The sequence below is a fragment of the Streptococcus pluranimalium genome (genome assembly GCF_002953735.1).
Lineage (GTDB): Bacteria > Bacillota > Bacilli > Lactobacillales > Streptococcaceae > Streptococcus > Streptococcus pluranimalium.
This window is the reverse complement of record NZ_CP025536.1, coordinates 518,395-540,364: the sequence shown is the minus strand read 5'-3', so window position 1 is coordinate 540,364 and position 21,970 is coordinate 518,395. Positions and strand designations below refer to the sequence as shown.

The window sequence follows — 21,970 nt, the reverse complement described above, 5'->3', positions numbered from 1 at the left end:
TACTAGCTTAAATCATAATAAGATAGCCTTATGGTGAAACATTAGACAATAAGTATTAGTAACATACTTCTCTGTGCGATAACCGCCGTTAGGATTGGGGACTTGAAGCGATGTTGTTTCCTCAACGGTCGTCAAACTTTTGTCGGGCTGAAGGTAAACAACGCCATCATTGGGAAGAGTTGAGCCACCTTGGGTAGTTTGAGTACCGTTTTCAATATCTTTAGAAAAGTTGAATTTAAGTGATTCACCTGAGTCAAGTAGTCTGCGCTGATCTGAAGTTAATTTCTGATAAGCAAACACGACTGGCCTACCATTGTATGATGATTCCGCTAAAGAACTATAAATATTATCGAAAGTCTCTAAATTCCAATTACTCAAATTCTTTTCCCTCTATACTTAAATAATTTATAAGTGACATTGTATCCAAATCAATCATATTATCATGAATTTCTACCATGATATGCCAACCTGAATTCTCAATTTTATTAAATTTCCCATAAATATCTATAATTTTACCACCACCTTGAGGGGTACCATTACTTGCTTCATCCCACTGAGTTTCATCCCAATCAATCTGAACAGATTCTATCTTGTCATTTTGTGACTTGACAAAATCGATGATTTCCTGCTCATGTTCCTTAAGATAGGCGAGTTGCTTGTCTCTTGTCGTCAGCTTATCTTGTTTTATTTCTGAATTATTGGTGACTGCGGATTCTTTTTTTGATGAGTGTAACATTTGATAAGCTCCTAATATCAGCCCTAAACATACCATCAGGACAATCCATTTTGTTATTTTTTTCATCCCTTGCCTCCTTTACTATTATATTATCATTTAAACACAAAAAATTGAGAGTTTTACTAGCTTAAATCATAATAAGATAGCCTTATGGCGAAACATTAGACAATAAGTATTAGTAACATACTTCTCTGTGTGATAACCGCCGTTAGGATTAGGGACTTGAAGCGATGTTGTTTCCTCAACGGTCGTCAAACTTTTATCGGGCTGAAGGTAAACAACGCCATCATTGGGAAGATTTGAGCCACCTTGGGTAGTTTGAGCACCATTTTTAATATCTTTAGAAAAGTTGAATTTTATTGATTTATTTTTTAATTTTTTTGGAAAAGAATTAGGTCTATTACCAGTATATGCTGATTCCGCTAAAGAACTATAAATATTATCGAAAGTCTCTAAATTCCAATTAACCAAAATATCCTCCTACATCAATCCCCATATATATCCCAAAAACTCCCATTATTAATCATGGGATGATTTGTCATACCTATGTTTCTTATATCAGGTATATCGTTCTTATTTTTCAAATAAAAATCTACCGTGAGTTCAGTATTGTCTAAATTATTAAATGTTCCTCTGAGTAATATAAAGTAATCTCCTCCCTGAGGTGTACCATTTCCGCTTTGCTCAACTTCCATACTCGACCAATCAATTTGAACAGATTCTATCTTGTCATTTTGCGACTTGACAAAATCTATGATTTCCTGCTCATGTTCCTTAAGATAGGCGAGTTGCTTGTCTTTTGTCGTCATCTTGTCTTGTTTTACTTCTGACTTGTTGGTGATTGCGGATTCTTCTTTTACCGGGTGGAACATCTGACAGCCTCCTAAGAAAAGTCCGAAATAGACTATGAAGACTAACCATTTCGCCTTACTCAACATGGGACATTTCCTTTCTTTTATAAACTACTTAGCACCAAAAATATAGAGGTTAAACTCTATAAATGTTCTGCATTTCTTAGTTAAATTCTTTTTGAAAAAGTAATTTACGAGATTGAGTAACTTTCAATAGTAGTCACGCTTTCTAGCTGTTACAACATCTTCATATCCCTTTTAAAAGCCTTGATTTCTCGAGAGACACGCTTTTTACTACTTTTGTTAGCTAAGCTGTATTTGCCTTTGGGATTAAAATAGCTGAGATCATAATCACCTTTTTCACCAAATGGCCACTTACGGCTTCGATTGGGGGCACGAAAACCACGAATCATTTCTTTTCGAAAGAGAGGATCGTGGCGACGAACTGGACTAATATCTAATTGCCAGTGCCTTTTGCCACTTTGCCCATAATTAAAACTCGCCCCATTGACAACACCACTTTCAGTCACTTTTTCAGCATCATTCTCATTCAAGAAATTCCCTTTACTATCAAGGATAAATTCTGTATGAAAGCCCATTAAGACCTTGATATTAGCAGACGGTCTTTTATCTGGATAGATCACTCGTCCCTTCTTAAGGGCAATTTTATTATGCAGGCGGGCGGATTCTTTAAAACTATAATCTCCATCACGAAACAGATTAGCACGTCTTTTATCTTTCAAATAATGCGCCAAAGCCTCTTGGTCAGTCATTCCATCTTTCTTGAAATGATAACGGACGTACTGAGCCTGATGACTGGAAATAATATAGCGTAATTGATGAACACGCCTTTGCAAATCACCTCCCTGAGAAAGATTATCCTCAGGAAAAACAGCTGAAACAAGCCTAGCAAAACCATGCCAAAAATCAGCATTTGGCTCTAAATTAATACTGAACTTATCGATCAATTCCTTATTCTGCTCACATGATCCAACCAAATCACTTGGCATATCAATATGATTCAATAAAGCTTCTAAACGCTCTTTAGGAGTCATCAAGGACTGACTTTTATCCCAAAATCGCTGAAAAAGGATTGAGCCTACGGTCAAGTCTCCTTGATGGGCAATGTCTTTTTCAAACAGTGTCACTAATTGTTTTGACCAGCCTTCTTGCTCTAATTCTTCGAATGTTTTAATGATTGTCATAGCTTTATTTTATCAAAAAGAATTGTTGAAAGGGTATCCGAGCCTTCAACCTAATAGCAAGCGGCTTGAAAAATTAACTGTTAGATTTTCTATTAAATAGTTGAATAAGAAAAACAGCTTAGAATCACCGTTTTCTAACAAGGTCATTCTAAGCTCTTTTCTGTTTTCGAGTTTTTGTCTAGCCTTTTACTATTATTTCGGAATGGCTAACTCAGCTAATTGTTTTTGAATGTCTGCTAAAGGGGTGTCTACTTGGAGAAGAGCTGCTGCGGTGTAGGCTCCTTCTACTATAGGCACATCTTGGATAAGGATTTCTTTGTCCGAAAAATCAATAGCCATTTCTAAGTTCATGTGAGCAGAACCCAAATCATAAAAAGCTAGTAATTGCTCTTTGGGATTAGCCTCAATAATCTCTTGAACCTGCTCAAAACTTGAACCAATATCACCATCTTCTGTACCACCAACATAGGTGATTGCAACATCTTTAGCAACTTGTGAAATCAAATCAACCACGCCCTGAGCGATATTTTTGGAATGCGACACAATAATGATACCAGTATCAGCCATTGAGTACCTCCGCTTCTATCAAGGATTTAAAAAGCAAACCTGATGAAAAAGAACCCGGATCGATATGACCAATAGAACGCTCTCCAACGTATGAAGCACGTCCCTTGGTCGCTTTTAAGTCTTTGGTTGCTTCCACAGTCTTATCCACAAGTTCAGCAGTTAATTGCCCATCATTAATGGCTCCTAAAACCGGTGTCCAAACATCAACCATTGTTTTCTCACCAACCTCAGCCTTACCGCGTTTTTTAATCATATCAAGACCATCTTGTAAGCCACTTTTCAAGTCTTGACCTGCTTCAAGAGCTTTAGTCAAACCCATAAAGGCAGAACCATAGAGAGGACCTGATGCGCCACCGACTTTACTAATCAGCTGCATGGAAACCATCTTGAAGACTTCGTCTGCCGAAGCAAATGTTTTACCAACAAGATTTTCCATGACCGCAGCCATTCCACGCGCCATATTTCCCCCGTGATCACCGTCGCCGATTGGCGTGTCTAACTCGCTGAGATAGGCTTTGTTTTCTTGAATTTTGTCATTAAATAAACGCATCCATTTAATTGCCATTTCTGGTGTCATAGCAACTCCTTTCTTACCAAGCGACCGTTGTTACTGGGGCATTTAGGGCTGTTACCCATTCTGGGTCTTCAATCTTAACCAGTGTTAAAGAAAGCCCAGCCATATCAATAGAGGTCATGTAGTCTCCTAATTTTTTATAGGTTACTTTGACACCCTTGTCACTCAATAATTGAGAAACATCATTAGCAAAAACGTATTGTTCCATTAATGGTGTTGCCCCCATGCCATTGATAAGAAGAGCAAATTCATCTCCTTCTTTAGCATCAAAATCAGCCAACAATTTATCGACAAGTTCTGTGGCAAGTTGCGCAGAAGGTTGTAATTTTTCTTTCTTATAGCCTGGTTCTCCGTGGATACCGATACCATATTCAAATTCATCATCTTCAAGTACAAATCCTGGTTTCCCAACTTCAGGAACTGTTGCCCCAGATAGTGCTAAACCGATAGTTTTGATATTTGGTACCAACTGTTCAGCCAATGCCTTAATATCTTCTAGAGATTTTCCTTGTGCTGCTGCGTAGCCAAGAATTTTATGCACCAGTACCGTACCAGCTACGCCTCGACGTCCCTGTGTATAAAGACTATCTTCAACTGCGATGTCATCGTCCACCACAACACTATCCACAGTAATATCTTCCATTTCAGCCATTTCTTGAGCCATTTCAAAGTTCATGATATCACCAGAGTAGTTTTTGATAACCATGAAGACACCCGCACCTTCATCTGCTGCTTTGATAGCTTCTAAGATTTGATCAGGAGTCGGTGAGGTAAAGACAGCACCACAGACAGCTGCTGAGAGCATGCCTTCTCCAACAAAACCAGCATGAGACGGTTCATGACCAGATCCCCCACCTGAAATAAGGGCAACTTTAGCAGTCTTTTCAGCTTTACGAACAATGACATCATAGCCATCTAAACGCTCTACCAAGTCATCATGGACGTAGGCAATCCCATCAAGCATTTCTGTCACGACATCTTCTGGACGATTGATAATTTTTTTCATTTGGTTTCCTTTCTAAGATAAGCCTTAAGTCAAAAGTAATCTTTAACAAAAGGCAACTTGACTAAATCATTTGATCACTCATGAAAGTAACTCATTTTACTCCCAATCTCAAAAATGATTACGCTTACATTATATCATTTTCAAAATGATTTTCAATGACAAAACGTTTTATTAAAAAATTAAACATGCTTTCAAAGTATAAGAAAAAACAAAGAAACCCTTTCGGATTTCTTTGTTCTACTATATAGCTTAGTCTGCTGCTTCTTCAACTGGACGTGATTTTCTAGCGATATCTGCTTGAATAGCTTCGATAAAGCTGTCAACTGATACTGTCTCTGTTTCTTTCTTACCATAACGGCGGACATTAACAGACTTGTCTTCCATCTCTTTGTCCCCAACAATCAATTGGTAAGGGATTTTGCTGGTTTGACTTTGACGAATCTTGTATTGCATTTTCTCATTACGCTCGTCAACGTCTGCACGAATACCAAGGTCACGAAGTTTCTTAGCCACTTCCCAAGCATAGTCGACGTGAGCTTCATTTGAGATTGGAATAACGGTTACTTGATGAGGTGCAAGCCATGTTGGGAAAGCGCCTTTATAAGTTTCAATCAAGATGGCAGTAAAGCGTTCCATGGTTGAAATGATACCGCGGTGGATCATCACTGGACGGTGTTCTTCACCATCAGCACCGATGTATGACAAGTTAAAGCGCTCTGGAAGAAGGAAGTCAAGTTGGATCGTTGACAAGGTTTCTTCATTACCAAGAGCTGTTTTGACTTGAATATCAAGTTTTGGACCGTAAAAGGCTGCTTCACCTTCTGCTTCAAAGTAATCCAATTCCATTTCATCAAGGGCAGCTTTAAGCATGCTTTGCGCATTTTCCCACATCTCATCGTTGTCATAGTATTTTTCCTTATCTTCAGGATCACGGTATGACAAACGGAAACGGTAGTCAGTAAGATTGAAGTCGCCATAAACATCAATGATTAATTGAAGTGCTTTTTGGAATTCTTCCTGAATTTGCTCAGGTGTTACGAAGATGTGACCATCATTCAAGGTCATCTCACGCACACGTTGAAGACCAGTAAGAGCACCTGATTTTTCATATCGGTGCATCATCCCAAGCTCAGCGATACGCACTGGCAGCTCACGGTATGAACGGACATGGTTTTTATAAACTTGAATGTGGTGTGGACAGTTCATTGGACGAAGGACGATTTCTTCGCCGTCTCCCATATCCATAGTTGGGAACATATCTTCTTGGTAGTGTTCCCAGTGACCTGATGTTTTGTACAATTCAACTGAAGCAAGAGGTGGTGTGTAAACGTGTTGATAACCTGAAGCCAACTCTTTATCAGTGATGTAACGTTCCAAAGTACGACGGATTGTCGCACCATTTGGAAGCCAGAATGGGAATCCTTGTCCAACTTCTTGTGAAATCATGAAAAGATCAAGTTCTTTACCAAGTTTACGATGGTCACGTTCTTTAGCTTCTTCACGCATTTTAAGGTAATTTTTAAGATCTTTTTTATCAAACCAAGCCGTTCCATAAACACGTTGCATCATGGCATTGTCAGAATTTCCACGCCAGTAAGCACCTGCTACATTAAGCAGTTTAAAGACTTTGATGTGTCCTGTTGAAGGAATGTGTGGGCCGCGACAAAGGTCAACAAACTCACCTTGACGGTAAATGGTTAAGCCTGCAGCATCGTCAGCATGCTCGCTGATCAATTCCACTTTATAAGGGTCATCCTTGAACAGTTCAAGTGCTTCTTCTTTTGAAATTTCTTCACGAATACATGGGTAGTTCTCACGAACGATTTTTTGCATTTCTTCTTCGATACGCGGAAGGTCTTCGTTTGAAATTTGTCCCGCTTCATTGTCAGTATCGTAGTAGAAACCATCTTGAATGGCAGGACCAACACCTAAACGCAGGTTAGGGAAGAGTCGTTTAGCTGCTTGTGCAAACAAGTGAGCTGCTGAGTGACGTAGCACATCATAAGCATCATCATGGTCTGGAGTGACGATTTCCAGCGAACCATCTTCTGTAATTGGACGAACAGTATCCAACAACTGACCGTTAAATTTACCAGCTAAAGCTTTTTTAGCAAGAGATTTGCTGATTGATTCAGCAATATCAACTGTTGATACACCAGATTCAAATTCGCGGACAGCGCCATCTGGGAAAGTAATCTTAATCATAAGAATCTCCTTTTGTTTTTTAGTAAGCAAGACCTATCATCCTGCTAGTTTATTAGGCAATTGGTTAAGACAGGACTCGTGATTGTTATGTTTCTACTTTAAGAAGGGATCCAGCTTCTTAAAAACAAAATACGACGCCCTCAAAAAGGACGTCGTAACGTGGTTCCACCTTAGTTTATCTAGAGACGACAAAAAGCCCCTAGAACTCTAATGGCGATAAGGGAACCACCCTTTTATGTTTGCATAAAATCATGAGAAGTAGTATCTCATCAGGCCATTTGTATCCTTGCACCAACCGGATACTCTCTTAAAAATGGTGACTGACAGACGTGTCTTCTGTTATTTAGAATACCTGCATTTTACAGGTTTGTCAAGAGAAAGCTCAAAGTTATTTTTGATCAATCACGATCCCTAAGAGAAATACTACGAATACGATCTACGAGCAATTTTGGGGTTTTCATAACTTTAACAGATGTTTGAGCTGTTGTTCTAACAAACGTTGACGGAACACCGAAAGTATTTCTCATTAACTTGATATGCGTGTACTTTTTCTTACCATCCAAGGCAAATGGGCTGGTACTAACTTGATAATTCTTTGAAATAATAGCATCAATGTAAAGCTCATAGACCGATAAGGCAAAGCGCTCCGATGACATCTCATATAACTTATGAGAAAGGCACTCTTCAGTCATCGCTGGCGTCTCAGTGATTGCCTTTAAAATAGCCTGACTGATATCTTCACCATCATCATAAAGATAGCCAAACATTGGATAATCAATCAAATCTTCCAAATAAGAGTTACTATGTGCGATAATGGGCGTTCCACTAGCTAAACTCTCCGTATAGGTCAGGCCTTGTGTCTCACTAGTTGAGGCAGATACTAGAAAATCAGCTGCCTTGTAATAGTAAGCTGTTCTATCTTGAGCCACCATCCCAGTAAAAATCACATATTCTTGAATATCTAAAATAGCAACTAACTCTTTAAGGTCATCAAGATAAGGACCATCCCCAACAACAACACACTTAACTTTAGGATTTTCTGAAATGACTTCTGGAAGAGCACGTATCAGAGCTTGAATATTTTTTTCATAAGAAATACGTGACAAACTTAAGAGCATGGTTTCATCACTGCCAATCCCTAACTCTTGTCGTAGGGCTAAAATGTCAGATTCTTGGATTTCTGGGCGTTCATATTGTTGCAAATCAATCCCAGTCGGAATAATCCGCTTAGGAATTTTAACCTTGTAAGAGTCTAGAACATTTAAAACAATACGGCTTGGGCAAATAACACCATCACAATCCCTCAAGAAATGACGTACAAAATACTTGACCATCCCTGGCCGAATCAGACGACCCTTGGCAATATAGTGGACATAATCTTCGTAATGCGTATGGTAGGTATGCACAACTGGAATGCCCAATTCTTTACCAATCATCCAACCAAAGGTCCCAACACTGAATTCGGTTTGGGTATGAATGATATCCAGATGGTGTTCCTTAGCAATCTTATAAGCTGATGACAAGCCTGAATACACGACACGACGTTCGCTAAAAGCCACAAAAGGTACGCTTGGTAAACGGATGATGGTTGGGTCTTCATCAACACGAATATTTTTTTCTGTCGCCGTAAAAATAAAGACCTCATGTCCTAATTTTTCCAACTCTGTTTTCAAAGTTTTGATACTAGTTGCCACGCCTGAAATTTGTGGAAAATAGGTATCTGTAAATAGTCCAACTCTCATCTTAGAGCTCCAATACTTTTTGATAGACAGTGGCTAGCTGTTCGGCAACCAACTTAATATCCTTACTAGCAGCAACTTGATAGCCAGCTTCAGTCTTATCCTCTTTACCGGTCATAACTTTTTCTAAAGCATAAGCAAAACCAACAACATTTTTAGCCAGATAGGCTGAGCGTTCGTCAATCCAGCCTTGGTAAACAGGAATATCTCGTAGGACTAGATTTTGTCGGCTAGCTAAAGCTTCCAAAACAACAATGCCTTCTGTTTCTTCACGACTTGGGAAAAAGAAGGCATCTGCTCCTGTTATCGCCCCCTCATAAATGTCTCCTTTAATGTAACCAGGGAAGATGACATTTTCTGGGTGTTCCCCTTCAACAATCTTTCTGATATGACTTGGAATCAGATAATGATTGATATGACCGAACCAAATAAAGGTAACATCAGGCATCAGTTTAGCAACTTTGACAAAATCATCAATTCCCTTACGTTCAAAGAAAAGACCTGCTGATATAACGACTTTATCACCTTTTTTGAGGTTGAAATGTGCCCTAAAAATCGCTTCCTTGCTATCGCTTTGCTGATAACGAGAAAGGTCGATACCATTTGAAATTGCTACTATCGGTGTGGTAATGCCGTATGATTGAATCAGCTGCTTTGAATAGTCCGTTGGCGTTATCAAATAATCCGCCGCTTGATAGAAACGCATCAGATGTTTCTTAAAAAGAGGCGCAACCAGATTAGAGCCAATAAACGAATTCTCAAAATCCTCTTTGGTAGAGTGAGCGTGCATAATCACGCGCTTGCCTGCTTTTTGAGCTTGTTTAAGAAGTTTCCAACTTTTAATACCATAGGTATTGATATGAACAAGATCATAATCATCCTCTGGATTTGTCGTATAATCAATGCCAGCTATCTCTAGCGCTTTCTGCTGGTGCTTTATGGCGCGACCAATCCCAGACTTACTGAGCTGGTCTGCTGCTTCTAGATACAGTAATACTTTCATAAAGCCTATTATAACGTATTCAGGAGACATTTTCATTAAGAAATCAAAAAATCAGTCCGAGGACTGACCTTACTAATCTTTTGGAATCCATGCTGAAACCGATCCTGCCTGAACCGGAAAACTTCCCCAGCCTGCATCATTCAAGACAACCTCTTCCTGAGAATGACCGAGATAATCTCTAAAAATCCTACCAGCGTGTAACTGTCCTATCTCCATGTCTTTCCAACCAGCATCGCTGTTTGACATAACAACTGCTAAGGGTTCTGGGTGTGCCTCATCACCTTGATTGACCCAACCGATACAGTTAGGATGATCAAAGTAATCGACCTGATTACCGTAAACATGGTTTTGTCGTAAATAAGCCAGTTTATCAATAATATCTTTGAATGACGCTTGAGCAAACTCCCCCTCAATACCATAATAATCGCCATAGAAAAGACAAGGTCTTCCTTCCTGGCGCAGCATAATAAGGCTGTAAGCAAGTGGTTTAAACCAGTCTGCCACCGTAGACTCCAAGGACTGCCCTCTTTGAGAGTCATGATTGTCCACAAAGGTCACTGCAAAATCTGGGCGGGTCTGCATCAAGCTTCCTTCCAAAATCTGTGACAAATCAAACTCTTGACCGTCCTGAGAAGCTTGGTAAAAGTTCATGTGTAAAACAACATCAACCAGATCAAATTGCAGATCAACATCATCTAAATAATCAAGCGTTTCATCGGTGTCATCCTTCCAATACTCTCCAAAGACATACAAGTCCTCTTTGAGATGATCACGGATATAACGGATAAACTCTGCCATAAAATCAGAATCAATATGCTTAACAGCATCTAATCGAAAACCACCTACTTGGCTAGTTTTTAAGAACCATTCGACCCATTTTTTGAGATTAGCGACTACTTCTGGGTGCCTAAAATCGACATCATTGAACATGAGGTAATCGTAATTACCATTCTCTTCATCGACGCTATCCTGATCAGCCCAGCCTTTATTATCTCCCATAACCATGTAGAGACCAGTCTCATTATGAAGCGCATCATAATCCATACCTGAAAAATGATACCAATGCCATTCAAACTCATCGTACTGCTTCTGACGTCCTGGAAAGGTAAAATGAGTCCAAGCTTCAATATCGTAAGGTTCAGAAAGAGGCTCTTGACGATTGGTCTGACTCATTTTTAAAACCTTGAATCGTTCTTTGTCATCACCATTTGCTTTATGATTTAAAACGACATCAGCAATGGGCATAATACCTGCCTTATTGAGCGCCTCAGTCGCCCGAAGATAGTCTTCTTTAGTGCCATATTTTGTCGGAATGGTTCCTTTTTGATCAAATTCACCTAAATCAAAAAGATCATAAACACCATAACCAACATCCTCTACGCCAGTTCCCTTAAAAGCAGGTGGCATCCAAACCTTATTGACACCAAGCTCTTTTAACGTATCAATATCATTAACAAGTCGTTGCCAATGCTTGCCATCAGTTGGAAGATACCATTCAAAATACTGCATTAGAGTTTCATTTGTCATCTTGTTTACTCACTTTTTATTATTTGGCTTATTTTACCACTATTTTAAGAAATAAGAAAACATGACTCCATAACGAAGCCATGTCGTTCGTTTATTTTGTTGATGCACGTTTTGTCACACCATGATTAAGAATGATTTCTTTTTCTTCTAATTCTTCTTTGTTCATGATTTTAGTTAACATACGCATAGCAACGGCACCCAAATCGTAAATTGGTTGATTGATTGAAGATAAGTTAGGACGTGTGTATTTGACAATTTCAGAATCATTACTTGTCATAATTTCAAAGTCTTCTGGCACACGTTTCCCAGCCGCAAAGAGTCCATTCAAGAGTCCCACAGCTAGTTCATCTTCTCCAACATAAGCAGCTGTAGCACCTGAATTAATCACACGTTCTGCCAATTCATAACCATCTTCGTAACGGTATTTAGCCTCAAAAACAAGCCCTTCAGTGTAATCAATACCATTAGCATTAAGGGCATCCTTATAGCCTGCTAGACGAACTTTACCATTGATGTCATCAAGAAGTGGTCCTGAGACAAAGGCGATTTTTTGGTGATTTTTAGCTAGGTCAGATACCACTCCTTCAACAGCCTTTTCATAATCAATATTAACACTTGGTAATTGATGTTCTAAGTCAATGGTACCTGCAAGAACTACTGGTGTCCTTGAACGTGAGAACTCCGCACGAATTTTATCCGTTAGGCGATGTCCCATAAAGATAATGCCATCAACCTGCTTGGCAAAAAGCGTATTAACAACATTGACTTCCTTATCGTCGTTCTCATCACTTGATGCCAGCACAATGTTATATTTGTACATTTCAGCGATATCATCAATCCCTTTGGCTAAGAGGGCAAAGTAAGCATTTGAAATATTTGGAATAACAACCCCAACTGTTGTTGTCTTTTTGCTAGCAAGACCACGGGCTACGGCATTTGGACGGTAGTCTAAACGGTCAATAACCTCTAGTACTTTCTGCCGAGTATTTTCTTTAACATTTTTGTTTCCATTGACAACTCGACTAACTGTCGCCATCGATACACCAGCTTCTCTGGCAACATCGTAAATCGTAATCGTATCATCTGTATTCATAAATCGTTTCCTTTCATTTGATTTTTATTATTTGAAAATCACGCTTTCATTATCTATACTATCATGATTTGGAAACACTTTCAAGTCTAACGCTATTTTTTCTTTAATTTATTTGATAATCTGAGGAAAAAGACTGTAAAAGCTTGATTTTTAAAGTGTTTTCTGAAAAAATAAGAGTCAGAAAGAAGGGATGATATGACAAAAATTGATTTGCTTTTAGAAAATTTACTCAAACAAGATGTGGCGGCTGCGGTTATTTCTGATCCTGTAACTATCAACTACCTAACAGGTTTTGCTAGCGACCCTCACGAACGTTACATGTTTCTCTTTTTGCTAGCTGATAAGCAACCTCTCCTTTTCCTACCAGAACTAGATGCTGCACGCGCTGAAAATACGCTTGACTTTCCAGTTATCGGCTACCAAGATTCCGAAAATCCGTGGGAAAAAATAAGAGCTACCTTACCACAAACTGATTTCGCTAAAGTTGCAGTAGAATTTGACAATCTTAATGTTACTAAGTTTAAAGGACTAGAAACTGTCTTCACTGGAGCCTTTGTTAACTTAACTCCTTTGGTGCAAAACATGCGCCTAATCAAATCGCAAGATGAAATCAACAAGATGTTGGTGGCTGGTGAATGGGCTGACAAGGCTGTACAAATAGGATTTGATAATATTTCACTCAATAAAACCGAAACCGATATCATTGCACAGATTGAATTTGAACTCAAAAAACAAGGCATTTCCAAGATGAGCTTTGACACTATGGTTCTCACTGGCAATAACGCTGCTAACCCTCATGGGATTCCTGGAACCAATCGTATTGAAAACGATGCGCTACTTCTTTTTGATTTAGGTGTTGAAACAGGTGGTTATACCAGTGATATGACGCGTACCGTTGCTGTTGGTCAACCAGATCAGTTCAAAAAAGATATTTACGAGCTTTGTTTAGAGGCACAATTAGCCGCACAAGACTTTATCAAACCTGGTGTGACAGCAGCCGAAGTTGATGCTGCTGCTCGAAAGGTGATTGAAAAAGCTGGCTACGGTGACTACTTCAACCATCGTCTTGGACACGGAATCGGCATGGATGTCCATGAATTCCCGTCTATCATGGCTGGTAATGATATGGAAATCCAAGAAGGCATGTGTTTCTCTGTTGAACCTGGTATCTATATTCCTGGTAAAGTCGGGGTCCGTATCGAAGACTGTGGCTACGTGACTAAAAATGGTTTTGAGACTTTCACTAAAACACCAAAAGAATTACTTTACTATGAAGGGTAAATACCAACAATTAAAGATTAAAAACAGCTGACCTAGATCAGCTGTTTTTAATATTCTCTAACTTGAGGTGCTTGATAGTTCTTGATAAAATTGGCGATTGCATCAATATCATCTGTAAAAAGGACTTTATCTCTATCTTCTTGACTGAGAAAGCCTTCTTGGACCATGTGGTCAAATTGTGCTTTCAAATAGTCAAAATAGCCATCAATATTGTATAAAACACAGGGTTTCTCATTTTGTCCAATCCGTGACCAGGAAATGACTTCTGAAATCTCTTCTAGGGTTCCTGGACCGCCAGGAAGAGCAATAAAGGCTTGACCCAAATGCATCATTTTAGCTTTGCGGCTAGGCATATCGTCTACTACAATCAGTTGACTTAAACCAGTATGAGCAATTTCACGCTCTTTTAGAAAGGTAGGCATGACACCGATTGTCTCACAGCCAGCAGCGATCAGGCTATCTGCCATAATCCCCATCAAACCAACCTTACCTCCGCCAAAGACGAGACTGTGATTGTTGGCTACCATCCAAGCCGCCAAATGTTTCGTTTTCTCAGCATAGACAGGATTTTTTCCTGAACTAGCACCACAAAAAATCGTCAATTTCATAGCATTCTCCTAACTTAAAGTAAATATTTTTCAGCTAAATGTCGATCAGACTCCCGAATGATAATATCAATGGTATTGCCTAAATAAAGCACCGATGAGCCGGATACCACTTCGTTTTTGCCATTAACCACTTGGTTGGTAATCAAAATCTGTTGTGGGAGTTCTAGCTCTCTGACCTGCTTGCCAGCAATTTTATCTGAGACTGGCCACTGCAGTAACATGAGTTTTTCAGAGAATTGGACTTCCTTATCCACAAACATTTTTTCCAGCATGGCTTCATATATTGGAGCTCCTTTGAGTAAATCCATGACGGTATAGGAAATTAAGGTTACGAAGGCGAGCGGCATCAGTTGCGATAAGTTTCCCACCATTTCGCAGACCAAGACAATAGCGGTCAAGGGAGCTTTTGACACGGCGCCAAAGTAAGCACTCATCCCTGCGATGACAAAGATACTGAACATACTACTATCGATCAAATCAAGTTGAATAGCTAAAGCTCCAAAGGCTGCACCAGATAAGGCTCCTAAGGATAGAATTGGCAAGAAAATACCACCAGGAACACCGCTACCATAAGAAATCATACAATAGACAAAGCGGATAATGAGCCAGCTCAGCAAGACCCAAAAACCGAGATTGAGTTCTGGGAGAGTCACGATGACCTCATGCCCTCCACCTGATAGTATGGGGAGAAAGTAGGTCAAAGGTATAACACTAATCAGCGCAAGGATGCTAAAGTAGGCTGGTTTGAGATGAAGAAATTTTCCAAGTATCTGAAAGTAATCACCAGCAACCAATACCACTTTTTCATAGACAAAAGCCAATAAGCCAAAAATTAACCCCATTATCAGATAAAGCCAATAAACATTTAGAGGGAGCGGCGCTAAATTGGAGGGAAACTCTAGAACAGATCCCATACCAAAAAAGTGTTTTGAAACAAGGTCAGCCGTCAAACTAGCTGTTAGTGTTGTAATCCAGACCGTTCTCGAAAAATGGTGGTAGACTTCTTCAACGACAAAAAGGAGACCTGCTATCGGCGCCCCAAAAGCTGCGGCAATACCTGCTGCCGAACCGCTGGCAATCAAGGTTTTCTCACCAAAAGAAGTCAACCTAAACTTAGTTGCGACCCCTTTACCAACCATAGCACCCAGTTGAATGCTAGGACCTTCACGCCCTAAGAGCATCCCACTGGAAATGGTTAAAAGACCTGCCACGAATTTTTTCCAGAGCACGCTCCACCAGTTTAGATGCATAAGCCCTTTCAATTCCGCTTCAATTTGAGGAATACCAGATCCCTTAATTTGCGGTTCTGACAGTAATAATTTCCCCACAAATAGAGATATTAGAAGATACAAGCCCAAAATAAGGATGAGATAAATAGAATGCTCATGCGCCAATTCATATAAGTGCAAAAGTTTTTCATAGAGTACCTGAATCAATAACCTGAAGCTACTGACCACAAATCCTGCAATCAAGCCAACGATAATGCCTCTAAAAATGAGAAACAAAATTGATTCTGATAAATACGCTCTTGCCTTTTGATGCTGGTCCATAATCCCTCCTGTTTGTCTTATCCTAAATATCTCTATCTTATCACGTTTCAAGATAGACTTTCAAGGGTAAATCATAGTCATCATGCCTAGAAAGTGGTATCATATCTCCAAAGAAAAGGAGACATTATGGATAATCAAAACATTCGTCAACAATTGCAAAATGCTTATGAAAAACGTGTTGCCATGCGTGTCTATCAAGATAAAAAAATTCCTCAAGAAGACCTAGAGACTATCTTAGACGCTGCTTGGTTGAGCCCTTCATCTATCGGATTAGAGGGATGGCGTTTTATCATTTTGGAAAATACAGCCGTCAAAGAGGCCATCAAAGCTGTTTCTTGGGGCGCTAAATCGCAGTTAGAAACAGCCAGCCATTTTATTCTTTTGATTGCTGAGAAAAACGCCCGTTACGATAGTCAATCTGTCTACAATAGTTTAGTTCGCCGTGGTATTTCTGATCCAGAAGCCTTAGATGCTCGCTTGAAACAATACCAAATCTTCCAAGAATCTGACATGGAAATCGCAGACGATGAGCGTCGCCTCTGGGATTGGACAGCCAAACAAACCTACATCGCCTTAGGTAACATGATGACTTCTGCTGCTTTACTGGGAATTGACTCTTGCCCAATTGAAGGCTTCCCTTATGCTAAAGTCAATGCTATTTTGGCTCAACATGGTGTTATTGACACCGAAAAAGAAGGGATTGCCAGTATGCTGTCACTAGGCTATCGTTTAGAAGATCCGAAACACCCTCGTAAACGTAAAGATCGTCAGGATGTTATTTCAATCTTTAACTAAGGTGACTAATAAATAAGTATTATTATTAGTAAAAGACTAGACTTTTTGATAAAATGTTGGGTGAATTAAGAAATGCTTGGCATTTCCAAAAAGGAGACTATTATGAAACCATTACATACTTGTGTTCGCGTTAAAGATTTAGACGCTTCATTAAAATTCTACGCAGACGCTTTGTCATTGACTGAAGACCGCCGTTTAGACTTCCCTGAGCAAGAATTTACCATTGTTTATCTTCGTGCTGAAGGTTATGAGTACGAACTTGAATTGACTTATAACTACGGCCACGGTGCCTATGAAATTGGTGACGGTTATGGTCACATCGCACTTGGCGTTGAAGATATTGATGACCTTCATAAAGCACATGAAGAAGCCGGTTACACCATTACTGACATCAAAGGATTGCCAGATCAAAAACCAATGTTCTACTTCCTCACAGATCCAGATGGCTACAAAATTGAAATCATCAGCCTTCCAGTCTTTGAAGGACGTGATTAATAGTAAGAGACAAAAAATTTAAATAAGAAAAAATGACTGAGCCGCAACTTTTTCAAAAGATGTTGATACTCAGTCATTTTTGATTTTTATGTTATTTTATCCAAAGTCTTCTTACTTCTACCGTTTAGGTGTATAGATAAGGTGTTCATTCAAGAAGGTTGCAAAGCCTAATTCACTCAACTCTCGTCCATAACCAGCATTTTTCACACCACCAAATGGCAATTCCGGAAGAGATGCCCAACCTGAGTTGATAAAGCTCATACCTGTTTCGATTTGGGCTGCCACACGTTCTGCATGTTCTTGATTACTTGAAAAGACAGTACCACCAAGTCCGTAGCTAGAATCATTAGCCAATTCAATAGCTTCTTCTTCTGTATCCACTTTGTAGATAGAAGCTACTGGACCAAAAATTTCTTGGTTGTAAATAGGATTTTCTTTCGTAATATTGGTCAAAACGGTTGGCATGACAAAATTACCTGGATGATCGATAGCTTCGTTACCGTATTCGACCGTTGCACCATTATCCACAGCGAGTTTAATTTGTGACAAGACATCTTCTTTAGCTGCAGCTGATGATAGCGGAGCCAAAGTTGTATCAGCTTCCATTGGGTCACCCCATTTAGCGGTTTTGAAGGTTTCCACAACCATATCCACGTATTTCTTATAATTGTCTTCCCCAACAACGATGAAGCGTTTGGAAGAGGTACATACTTGACCCGCATTGTAGAGACGAGCAAAGAAAATAGTTTCTTTCAAGAGGTCAAAATCAGCATCCTCAAGAATGATAAAGGCATCATTTCCTCCAAGCTCAAGTGATGATTTCTTGAGATGTCGTCCAGCAGCTTCGGCAACGGATGCTCCACCACGCTCCGAACCAGTCAAGCAAACACCGGCAACACGTTTATCGGCAATAATGGTATTGACTTGGTCATAGGAAACAAAAAGATTTTTGAAAGCTCCTTCTGGCGCTCCAGCTTCGAGAACCAAATCCTCAAAAGCTTGGGCAGAAGCAGGACAGTTTGACGCGTGTTTCAAGACCATCGGGTTCCCACCAATAAAGTTTGGTGCAAACACGCGCATGATTTGATAGAACGGAAAATTCCATGGTTCAACAGCTAAGATAACACCTGTTGACTGTTTGAGATAATAAGCCTCACCAGTATCGGTCTCTAAAGGAACTGGCTTCAAAAACTCATCAGCCTTATCAGCATAGTAGTCTGCAATATCCGCACAAAGATCCACTTCACCTTGCGCTTCAGTAAACAGTTTCCCCATGTCCTTGGTCATGACTTCAGCATATCTATCACGATCGCGACGGAGCAATTCTGCCACCTTACGAAGTTGTGCTTTGCGATCTTCCAAGTTATCTTCACGGCGCCATTGTTTATAGAGCTGATGCCCTGTTTCTAGCGCTTTTTCAACATCTGCATCTGAAACATTATCATACTCATGCAACACCTCATTGGTATAAGGGTAAATCGTTTTGTAAGCCATAAATATCTCCTTTTATACTTAATAGTTCCATTGTATTACTTTAGGTAAGCGTTTGCAAACGTCTAGCATTTATTTTAGGGAAAATATAGAATAATTAAAAAATCCCAATACGTGCGATTGAGATTTCATTTAAATATCATTCATCTTATTAAGAAAGATTTTGCAAATAATGTTCCCCATCTATATAGAATGCGGAAGATAAACTTTCTTCACCATTATTTACAATAATCTCTATGCTATTAGAATCGAATAATATCAATAATTTTTTGGCTTGGATCTGAACTTTTCGTTCACTTATCTCCCAAGTTTCATCGCCTTTTGGCAATCTTTTTAATCCTTTACGATCAATATATACAAGATTTTCTTCTTTATCAAAGCCAAAATCAATGTAATCATCAGATGAGCCAAACCGCATCAACAAATTTCCATTAATATCAATTTCAAGAACCCCTGAAGATATAGGATTGTCATCCACATCAATCTTAGATAGACTTTGTAAACTTTCTGGAAGGATAGTTTGTAATAACTGACCATCTTTATAGGTTAGTTGCCGCGGTAGAGTCATACTACCAGCCCATTTGTGTTTTAAATCATGAGATGGAAGTTGGCGCCCCCATGTATGAAGCCAAGCTATGACAATACATCTTCCTTCATCGTCCTCTAAGGACTGTGGAGCATAAAAATCATGGCCATGATCTAGTTCCTTCATGTTATGTAAAGTAAAAGTTTTGGTATTCCAATCTACTTTTCCAGTCATAATGACGGAAGAATTAATATTTTTAAAATCATAATGCTTCTGTTTTACTCTCATGGGTGACATCATTAAAATATCATTTCCATCGATATTAAAATAATCTGGGCACTCCCACATGATACCTTGTTCTGGTGTACCTTTAAGAAAAATGGATTCAAATTCCCAATCAATCAAATTATCCGATCCCAATAAAACAATAGTACCAATATCCTCCTGGTGTTTTGCTGCAACAACAGCATAATATCTACCTTCTTTTTCAAATATTTTTGGATCTCTAAAATCTGACTTAACTAGTTCATCTGGCAAAATATCCCCTGTAGCTACAGGATTCTCCGCGATTTTTTCAAAATGAATACCATCTTTAGAATAAGCCATATTCTGGATTTGACGGATTGTTCCGTCCTCTTGCTCTACATTTCCCGTATACATGAGCCATAATACATCATCCTTGACAATTGCTGATCCAGAAAAACAACCATCCTTGTCATAAGGCATATCCGGTGCTAGTGCGACTGGTAAATGCTCCCAATTCACAAAATCTTTTGTTTTGGCATGGCCCCAATGCATTGGCCCCCAAACACTATCGTAGGGATAAAATTGATAAAATAGATGATATTCTCCTTGAAAATAGACAAAGCCATTCGGATCGTTTATCCAACCAATTTCAGCTGAAAAGTGATGCTTTGGTTTGAATTTTCGATTTACTTCATCTTTATTTTTTTGAATAAATTGATTTGCTCGTTCAACAGTATAGATTTCAGTCATTTGTTATTTTACTCCTGTTCCACTACTACCCAATCCTTGAACTAAATATTTTTGGAAGAAAACATAAATCAGAATTAATGGAATTGTTGATATTGTTAACATTGCCATAATTTGATTTGTGTAAGTCGGCTGTGTATTATTGATATTTGTAATTGCTACTTGAAGTGGAAAATCGCTTGTATTCGTCAACACCATCAATGGCCAAATATAATCATTCCAACTTCCAATAAACGAAAGCGTTCCTACTGTGGCAATTGCCGGTTTAGAAAGAGGCAACATAATATTCCAAAAAATTCGGAAATGTGAAGCACCTTCAATTTTAGCGGCCTCAATAATTTCATTTGAGATAGCTTTAAAGAATTGTCTAAACATATAGATGAATAAGGGAGCTGATAGCGCCGGTAAAATAACCGCTAATCGAGTATTTAATATCCCTAAGCGCTGTACTATTGAAAATTTAGTGATTATAATTGTCTCACCCGGAATGACTAGCAAAGCTAACATCAGAGCAAAAAGAGCCTTTTTCCCTATAAAATCGAATTTAGCAAATGCATATCCTGCCAGCGAATTGACTAAAATGGAACCAATTGTGACACAAGTAGCGTAAAAAATACTATTTCCAATGTATTGGAAAAGATTAAATCTTGTTGAAACCTCTTGATATGGCTTAAACCAGTCACTTGGATTCAAAGAGGGTAAAAATGATTTCCATGTTCCTAAATCTTGAAAGACAGCCTGTTCTGTTTTCATAGAGGATGCAACCATCCACACCAAAGGAAAAATAAATAGCATTGCCAATAGCAAGGTTAAAATAAAGTACAATGACTTATTAACTTTTTTATTCATAATACCCTTCATCTCCTGTCATTTTTCTTTGAAGTAAGGTGAATATAATAATGATAGCTCCGAAAACAACTGTAATTGAGCTAGCATAGCCAACGGAACGATCAGTAAAACCAGTTCGATAAATGTAATAAACTGGTGTCAATGTAGAATTAAGTGGGCCACCTTGTGTCATAACCATTGGTTGAATAACTAATTTGAAAGCATCAATAAGCGTTGTCGTCAAAATTAGAATTGAGGTCGGTTTTAACATTGGTAAAGTAATATTCAAAAATTGTTTCCATTTGCTTGCCCCATCAATGCTTGCTGCTTCATAAAGTGATGATGGGATATTTTGGAGACCTGCAAGAAAAATCAGCATTTGATAACCTGCACCTTGCCAAGCTGATACCACAATAATGACATACATAGCTTGTTTAGGGCTTGTTAAGAATGGTTGTGGGTTAATACCCAAGATACCCAACATTGAATTTATTAAACCACTTGAGGGATTTAGCAAGACCAACCATAGAACAGATACAACAACTAAAGACATTACAACTGGTGCAAAAAAGGCAATTTTAAAGAAAATTGTTGATTTTCGTTTATTATTCACTAATAAAGCTAAACTTAAAGCCAAACCTAATTGAAGAGGAATAATAAAAATAACAAATTGACCGATGTTTTTAAACTCGTCATAAATAAAGGATCACTAAATAGTTTTTTGAAATTAGCTAATCCAATGAAAGTAGTCGCATCAGGTGTTAAGAGATAATAATTCGTAAAAGCATAATAAATAGATAATAATGTTGGTAAAAAAAGAAACAGTCCCAAAATAATCATTGCAGGAGATAAGAATAAATATCCCATTATAGACTCTTTTGCTTTAGCATTCATTTT

General features: G+C 38.8%; 21 protein-coding genes and 1 pseudogene. 3 read left to right on the top strand and 19 right to left on the bottom strand.

Annotated features, from left to right (window positions below):
* Positions 1-12 precede the first annotated feature (12 nt).
* From C0J00_RS02790 to ccpA, 13 genes are all read right to left on the bottom strand, one after another.
* Positions 13-378 carry a hypothetical protein gene (locus C0J00_RS02790; protein WP_104967465.1) on the bottom strand — a complete coding sequence of 122 codons (366 nt, stop codon included), beginning with the start codon at positions 376-378 and terminating at the stop codon, positions 13-15.
* Complete coding sequence (locus tag C0J00_RS02785; protein WP_104967464.1) at positions 371-802, bottom strand: hypothetical protein; 432 nt, start codon at positions 800-802, stop codon at positions 371-373. Before C0J00_RS02785 ends, C0J00_RS02790 begins: the two co-directional genes overlap by 8 nt.
* 66 nt (positions 803-868) lie before the next feature.
* Positions 869-1,207 carry a hypothetical protein gene (locus C0J00_RS02780; RefSeq protein ID WP_104967463.1) on the bottom strand — a complete coding sequence of 113 codons (339 nt, stop codon included), beginning with the start codon at positions 1,205-1,207 and terminating at the stop codon, positions 869-871.
* Between the two features lie 14 nt (positions 1,208-1,221).
* Positions 1,222-1,674, bottom strand: coding sequence for a hypothetical protein (locus tag C0J00_RS02775; protein WP_104967462.1), 453 nt, complete (start codon positions 1,672-1,674; stop codon positions 1,222-1,224).
* A 149-nt stretch (positions 1,675-1,823) separates the two neighbouring features.
* Positions 1,824-2,792, bottom strand: coding sequence for a DUF3114 domain-containing protein (locus tag C0J00_RS02770; RefSeq protein ID WP_104967461.1), 969 nt, complete (start codon positions 2,790-2,792; stop codon positions 1,824-1,826).
* A gap of 192 nt (positions 2,793-2,984) precedes the next feature.
* Positions 2,985-3,359 carry a dihydroxyacetone kinase phosphoryl donor subunit DhaM gene (gene dhaM, locus C0J00_RS02765; protein WP_104967460.1) on the bottom strand — a complete coding sequence of 125 codons (375 nt, stop codon included), beginning with the start codon at positions 3,357-3,359 and terminating at the stop codon, positions 2,985-2,987.
* Positions 3,352-3,936: a dihydroxyacetone kinase subunit DhaL gene (dhaL, locus tag C0J00_RS02760; protein ID WP_104967459.1), complete on the bottom strand. Its 585-nt coding sequence runs from the start codon at positions 3,934-3,936 to the stop codon at positions 3,352-3,354. Before dhaL ends, dhaM begins: the two co-directional genes overlap by 8 nt.
* A gap of 13 nt (positions 3,937-3,949) precedes the next feature.
* On the bottom strand, positions 3,950-4,939 hold the full coding sequence (gene dhaK / locus C0J00_RS02755; protein WP_104967458.1) for a dihydroxyacetone kinase subunit DhaK: 990 nt from the start codon (positions 4,937-4,939) through the stop codon (positions 3,950-3,952).
* 249 nt (positions 4,940-5,188) lie between these two features.
* On the bottom strand, positions 5,189-7,144 hold the full coding sequence (thrS, locus tag C0J00_RS02750; protein ID WP_104967457.1) for a threonine--tRNA ligase: 1,956 nt from the start codon (positions 7,142-7,144) through the stop codon (positions 5,189-5,191).
* 398 nt (positions 7,145-7,542) lie between these two features.
* Positions 7,543-8,886, bottom strand: coding sequence for a glycosyltransferase family 4 protein (locus C0J00_RS02745; protein ID WP_104967456.1), 1,344 nt, complete (start codon positions 8,884-8,886; stop codon positions 7,543-7,545).
* A 1-nt stretch (position 8,887) separates the two neighbouring features.
* The gene (locus C0J00_RS02740; protein WP_104967455.1) at positions 8,888-9,886 is read right to left on the bottom strand and encodes a glycosyltransferase; all 999 of its coding nucleotides are present in this window, start codon (positions 9,884-9,886) and stop codon (positions 8,888-8,890) included.
* A gap of 72 nt (positions 9,887-9,958) precedes the next feature.
* Positions 9,959-11,413 carry an alpha-amylase gene (locus C0J00_RS02735; protein ID WP_104967454.1) on the bottom strand — a complete coding sequence of 485 codons (1,455 nt, stop codon included), beginning with the start codon at positions 11,411-11,413 and terminating at the stop codon, positions 9,959-9,961.
* A gap of 91 nt (positions 11,414-11,504) precedes the next feature.
* Positions 11,505-12,506, bottom strand: coding sequence for a catabolite control protein A (gene ccpA / locus C0J00_RS02730; protein ID WP_104967453.1), 1,002 nt, complete (start codon positions 12,504-12,506; stop codon positions 11,505-11,507).
* 195 nt (positions 12,507-12,701) lie between these two features.
* Between ccpA and C0J00_RS02725 the strand changes: the two genes are divergently transcribed.
* Positions 12,702-13,787: a M24 family metallopeptidase gene (locus C0J00_RS02725; RefSeq protein ID WP_104967452.1), complete on the top strand. Its 1,086-nt coding sequence runs from the start codon at positions 12,702-12,704 to the stop codon at positions 13,785-13,787.
* Positions 13,788-13,834: 47 nt separating this feature from the next.
* Here the strand turns inward: C0J00_RS02725 and C0J00_RS02720 are convergent, their stop codons facing one another.
* Complete coding sequence (locus tag C0J00_RS02720) at positions 13,835-14,395, bottom strand: LOG family protein (RefSeq protein WP_104967451.1); 561 nt, start codon at positions 14,393-14,395, stop codon at positions 13,835-13,837.
* 14 nt (positions 14,396-14,409) lie between these two features.
* Positions 14,410-15,945 (bottom strand): ClC family H(+)/Cl(-) exchange transporter, encoded by a 1,536-nt coding sequence (locus C0J00_RS02715; RefSeq protein ID WP_104967450.1) that lies wholly within the window; start codon positions 15,943-15,945, stop codon positions 14,410-14,412.
* A gap of 126 nt (positions 15,946-16,071) precedes the next feature.
* Between C0J00_RS02715 and C0J00_RS02710 the strand changes: the two genes are divergently transcribed.
* Both C0J00_RS02710 and gloA read left to right on the top strand, forming a co-directional pair.
* On the top strand, positions 16,072-16,740 hold the full coding sequence (locus C0J00_RS02710; protein WP_104967449.1) for an NAD(P)H-dependent oxidoreductase: 669 nt from the start codon (positions 16,072-16,074) through the stop codon (positions 16,738-16,740).
* Positions 16,741-16,842: 102 nt separating this feature from the next.
* Positions 16,843-17,235, top strand: coding sequence for a lactoylglutathione lyase (gloA, locus tag C0J00_RS02705; protein ID WP_104967448.1), 393 nt, complete (start codon positions 16,843-16,845; stop codon positions 17,233-17,235).
* Positions 17,236-17,352: 117 nt separating this feature from the next.
* On the opposite strand, the gene C0J00_RS02700 is transcribed toward gloA, so the two are convergent.
* From C0J00_RS02700 to C0J00_RS02685, 4 genes and pseudogenes are all read right to left on the bottom strand, one after another.
* The gene (locus C0J00_RS02700; protein ID WP_104967447.1) at positions 17,353-18,729 is read right to left on the bottom strand and encodes an NAD-dependent succinate-semialdehyde dehydrogenase; all 1,377 of its coding nucleotides are present in this window, start codon (positions 18,727-18,729) and stop codon (positions 17,353-17,355) included.
* Between the two features lie 148 nt (positions 18,730-18,877).
* On the bottom strand, positions 18,878-20,248 hold the full coding sequence (locus tag C0J00_RS02695; protein ID WP_104967446.1) for a glycoside hydrolase family 32 protein: 1,371 nt from the start codon (positions 20,246-20,248) through the stop codon (positions 18,878-18,880).
* Between the two features lie 3 nt (positions 20,249-20,251).
* Positions 20,252-21,094: a carbohydrate ABC transporter permease gene (locus C0J00_RS02690; RefSeq protein WP_104968810.1), complete on the bottom strand. Its 843-nt coding sequence runs from the start codon at positions 21,092-21,094 to the stop codon at positions 20,252-20,254.
* Positions 21,087-21,967, bottom strand: a pseudogene (locus tag C0J00_RS02685) (carbohydrate ABC transporter permease). Before C0J00_RS02685 ends, C0J00_RS02690 begins: the two are co-directional and overlap by 8 nt.
* Positions 21,968-21,970 lie beyond the last annotated feature (3 nt).

Excerpts from the sequence above, each read along its gene's own strand:
- C0J00_RS02785 (WP_104967464.1), bottom strand. The coding sequence starts at position 802 with ATGAAAAAAATAACAAAATGGATTGTCCTGATGGTATGTTTAGGGCTG.
- C0J00_RS02775 (WP_104967462.1), bottom strand. The coding sequence starts at position 1,674 with ATGTTGAGTAAGGCGAAATGGTTAGTCTTCATAGTCTATTTCGGACTT.
- C0J00_RS02770 (WP_104967461.1), bottom strand. The coding sequence starts at position 2,792 with ATGACAATCATTAAAACATTCGAAGAATTAGAGCAAGAAGGCTGGTCA.
- dhaM (WP_104967460.1), bottom strand. The coding sequence starts at position 3,359 with ATGGCTGATACTGGTATCATTATTGTGTCGCATTCCAAAAATATCGCT.
- dhaL (WP_104967459.1), bottom strand. The coding sequence starts at position 3,936 with ATGACACCAGAAATGGCAATTAAATGGATGCGTTTATTTAATGACAAA.
- dhaK (WP_104967458.1), bottom strand. The coding sequence starts at position 4,939 with ATGAAAAAAATTATCAATCGTCCAGAAGATGTCGTGACAGAAATGCTT.
- thrS (WP_104967457.1), bottom strand. The coding sequence starts at position 7,144 with ATGATTAAGATTACTTTCCCAGATGGCGCTGTCCGCGAATTTGAATCT.
- C0J00_RS02745 (WP_104967456.1), bottom strand. The coding sequence starts at position 8,886 with ATGAGAGTTGGACTATTTACAGATACCTATTTTCCACAAATTTCAGGC.
- C0J00_RS02740 (WP_104967455.1), bottom strand. The coding sequence starts at position 9,886 with ATGAAAGTATTACTGTATCTAGAAGCAGCAGACCAGCTCAGTAAGTCT.
- C0J00_RS02735 (WP_104967454.1), bottom strand. The coding sequence starts at position 11,413 with ATGACAAATGAAACTCTAATGCAGTATTTTGAATGGTATCTTCCAACT.
- ccpA (WP_104967453.1), bottom strand. The coding sequence starts at position 12,506 with ATGAATACAGATGATACGATTACGATTTACGATGTTGCCAGAGAAGCT.
- C0J00_RS02725 (WP_104967452.1), top strand. The coding sequence starts at position 12,702 with ATGACAAAAATTGATTTGCTTTTAGAAAATTTACTCAAACAAGATGTG.
- C0J00_RS02720 (WP_104967451.1), bottom strand. The coding sequence starts at position 14,395 with ATGAAATTGACGATTTTTTGTGGTGCTAGTTCAGGAAAAAATCCTGTC.
- C0J00_RS02715 (WP_104967450.1), bottom strand. The coding sequence starts at position 15,945 with ATGGACCAGCATCAAAAGGCAAGAGCGTATTTATCAGAATCAATTTTG.
- C0J00_RS02710 (WP_104967449.1), top strand. The coding sequence starts at position 16,072 with ATGGATAATCAAAACATTCGTCAACAATTGCAAAATGCTTATGAAAAA.
- gloA (WP_104967448.1), top strand. The coding sequence starts at position 16,843 with ATGAAACCATTACATACTTGTGTTCGCGTTAAAGATTTAGACGCTTCA.
- C0J00_RS02700 (WP_104967447.1), bottom strand. The coding sequence starts at position 18,729 with ATGGCTTACAAAACGATTTACCCTTATACCAATGAGGTGTTGCATGAG.
- C0J00_RS02695 (WP_104967446.1), bottom strand. The coding sequence starts at position 20,248 with ATGACTGAAATCTATACTGTTGAACGAGCAAATCAATTTATTCAAAAA.
- C0J00_RS02690 (WP_104968810.1), bottom strand. The coding sequence starts at position 21,094 with ATGAATAAAAAAGTTAATAAGTCATTGTACTTTATTTTAACCTTGCTA.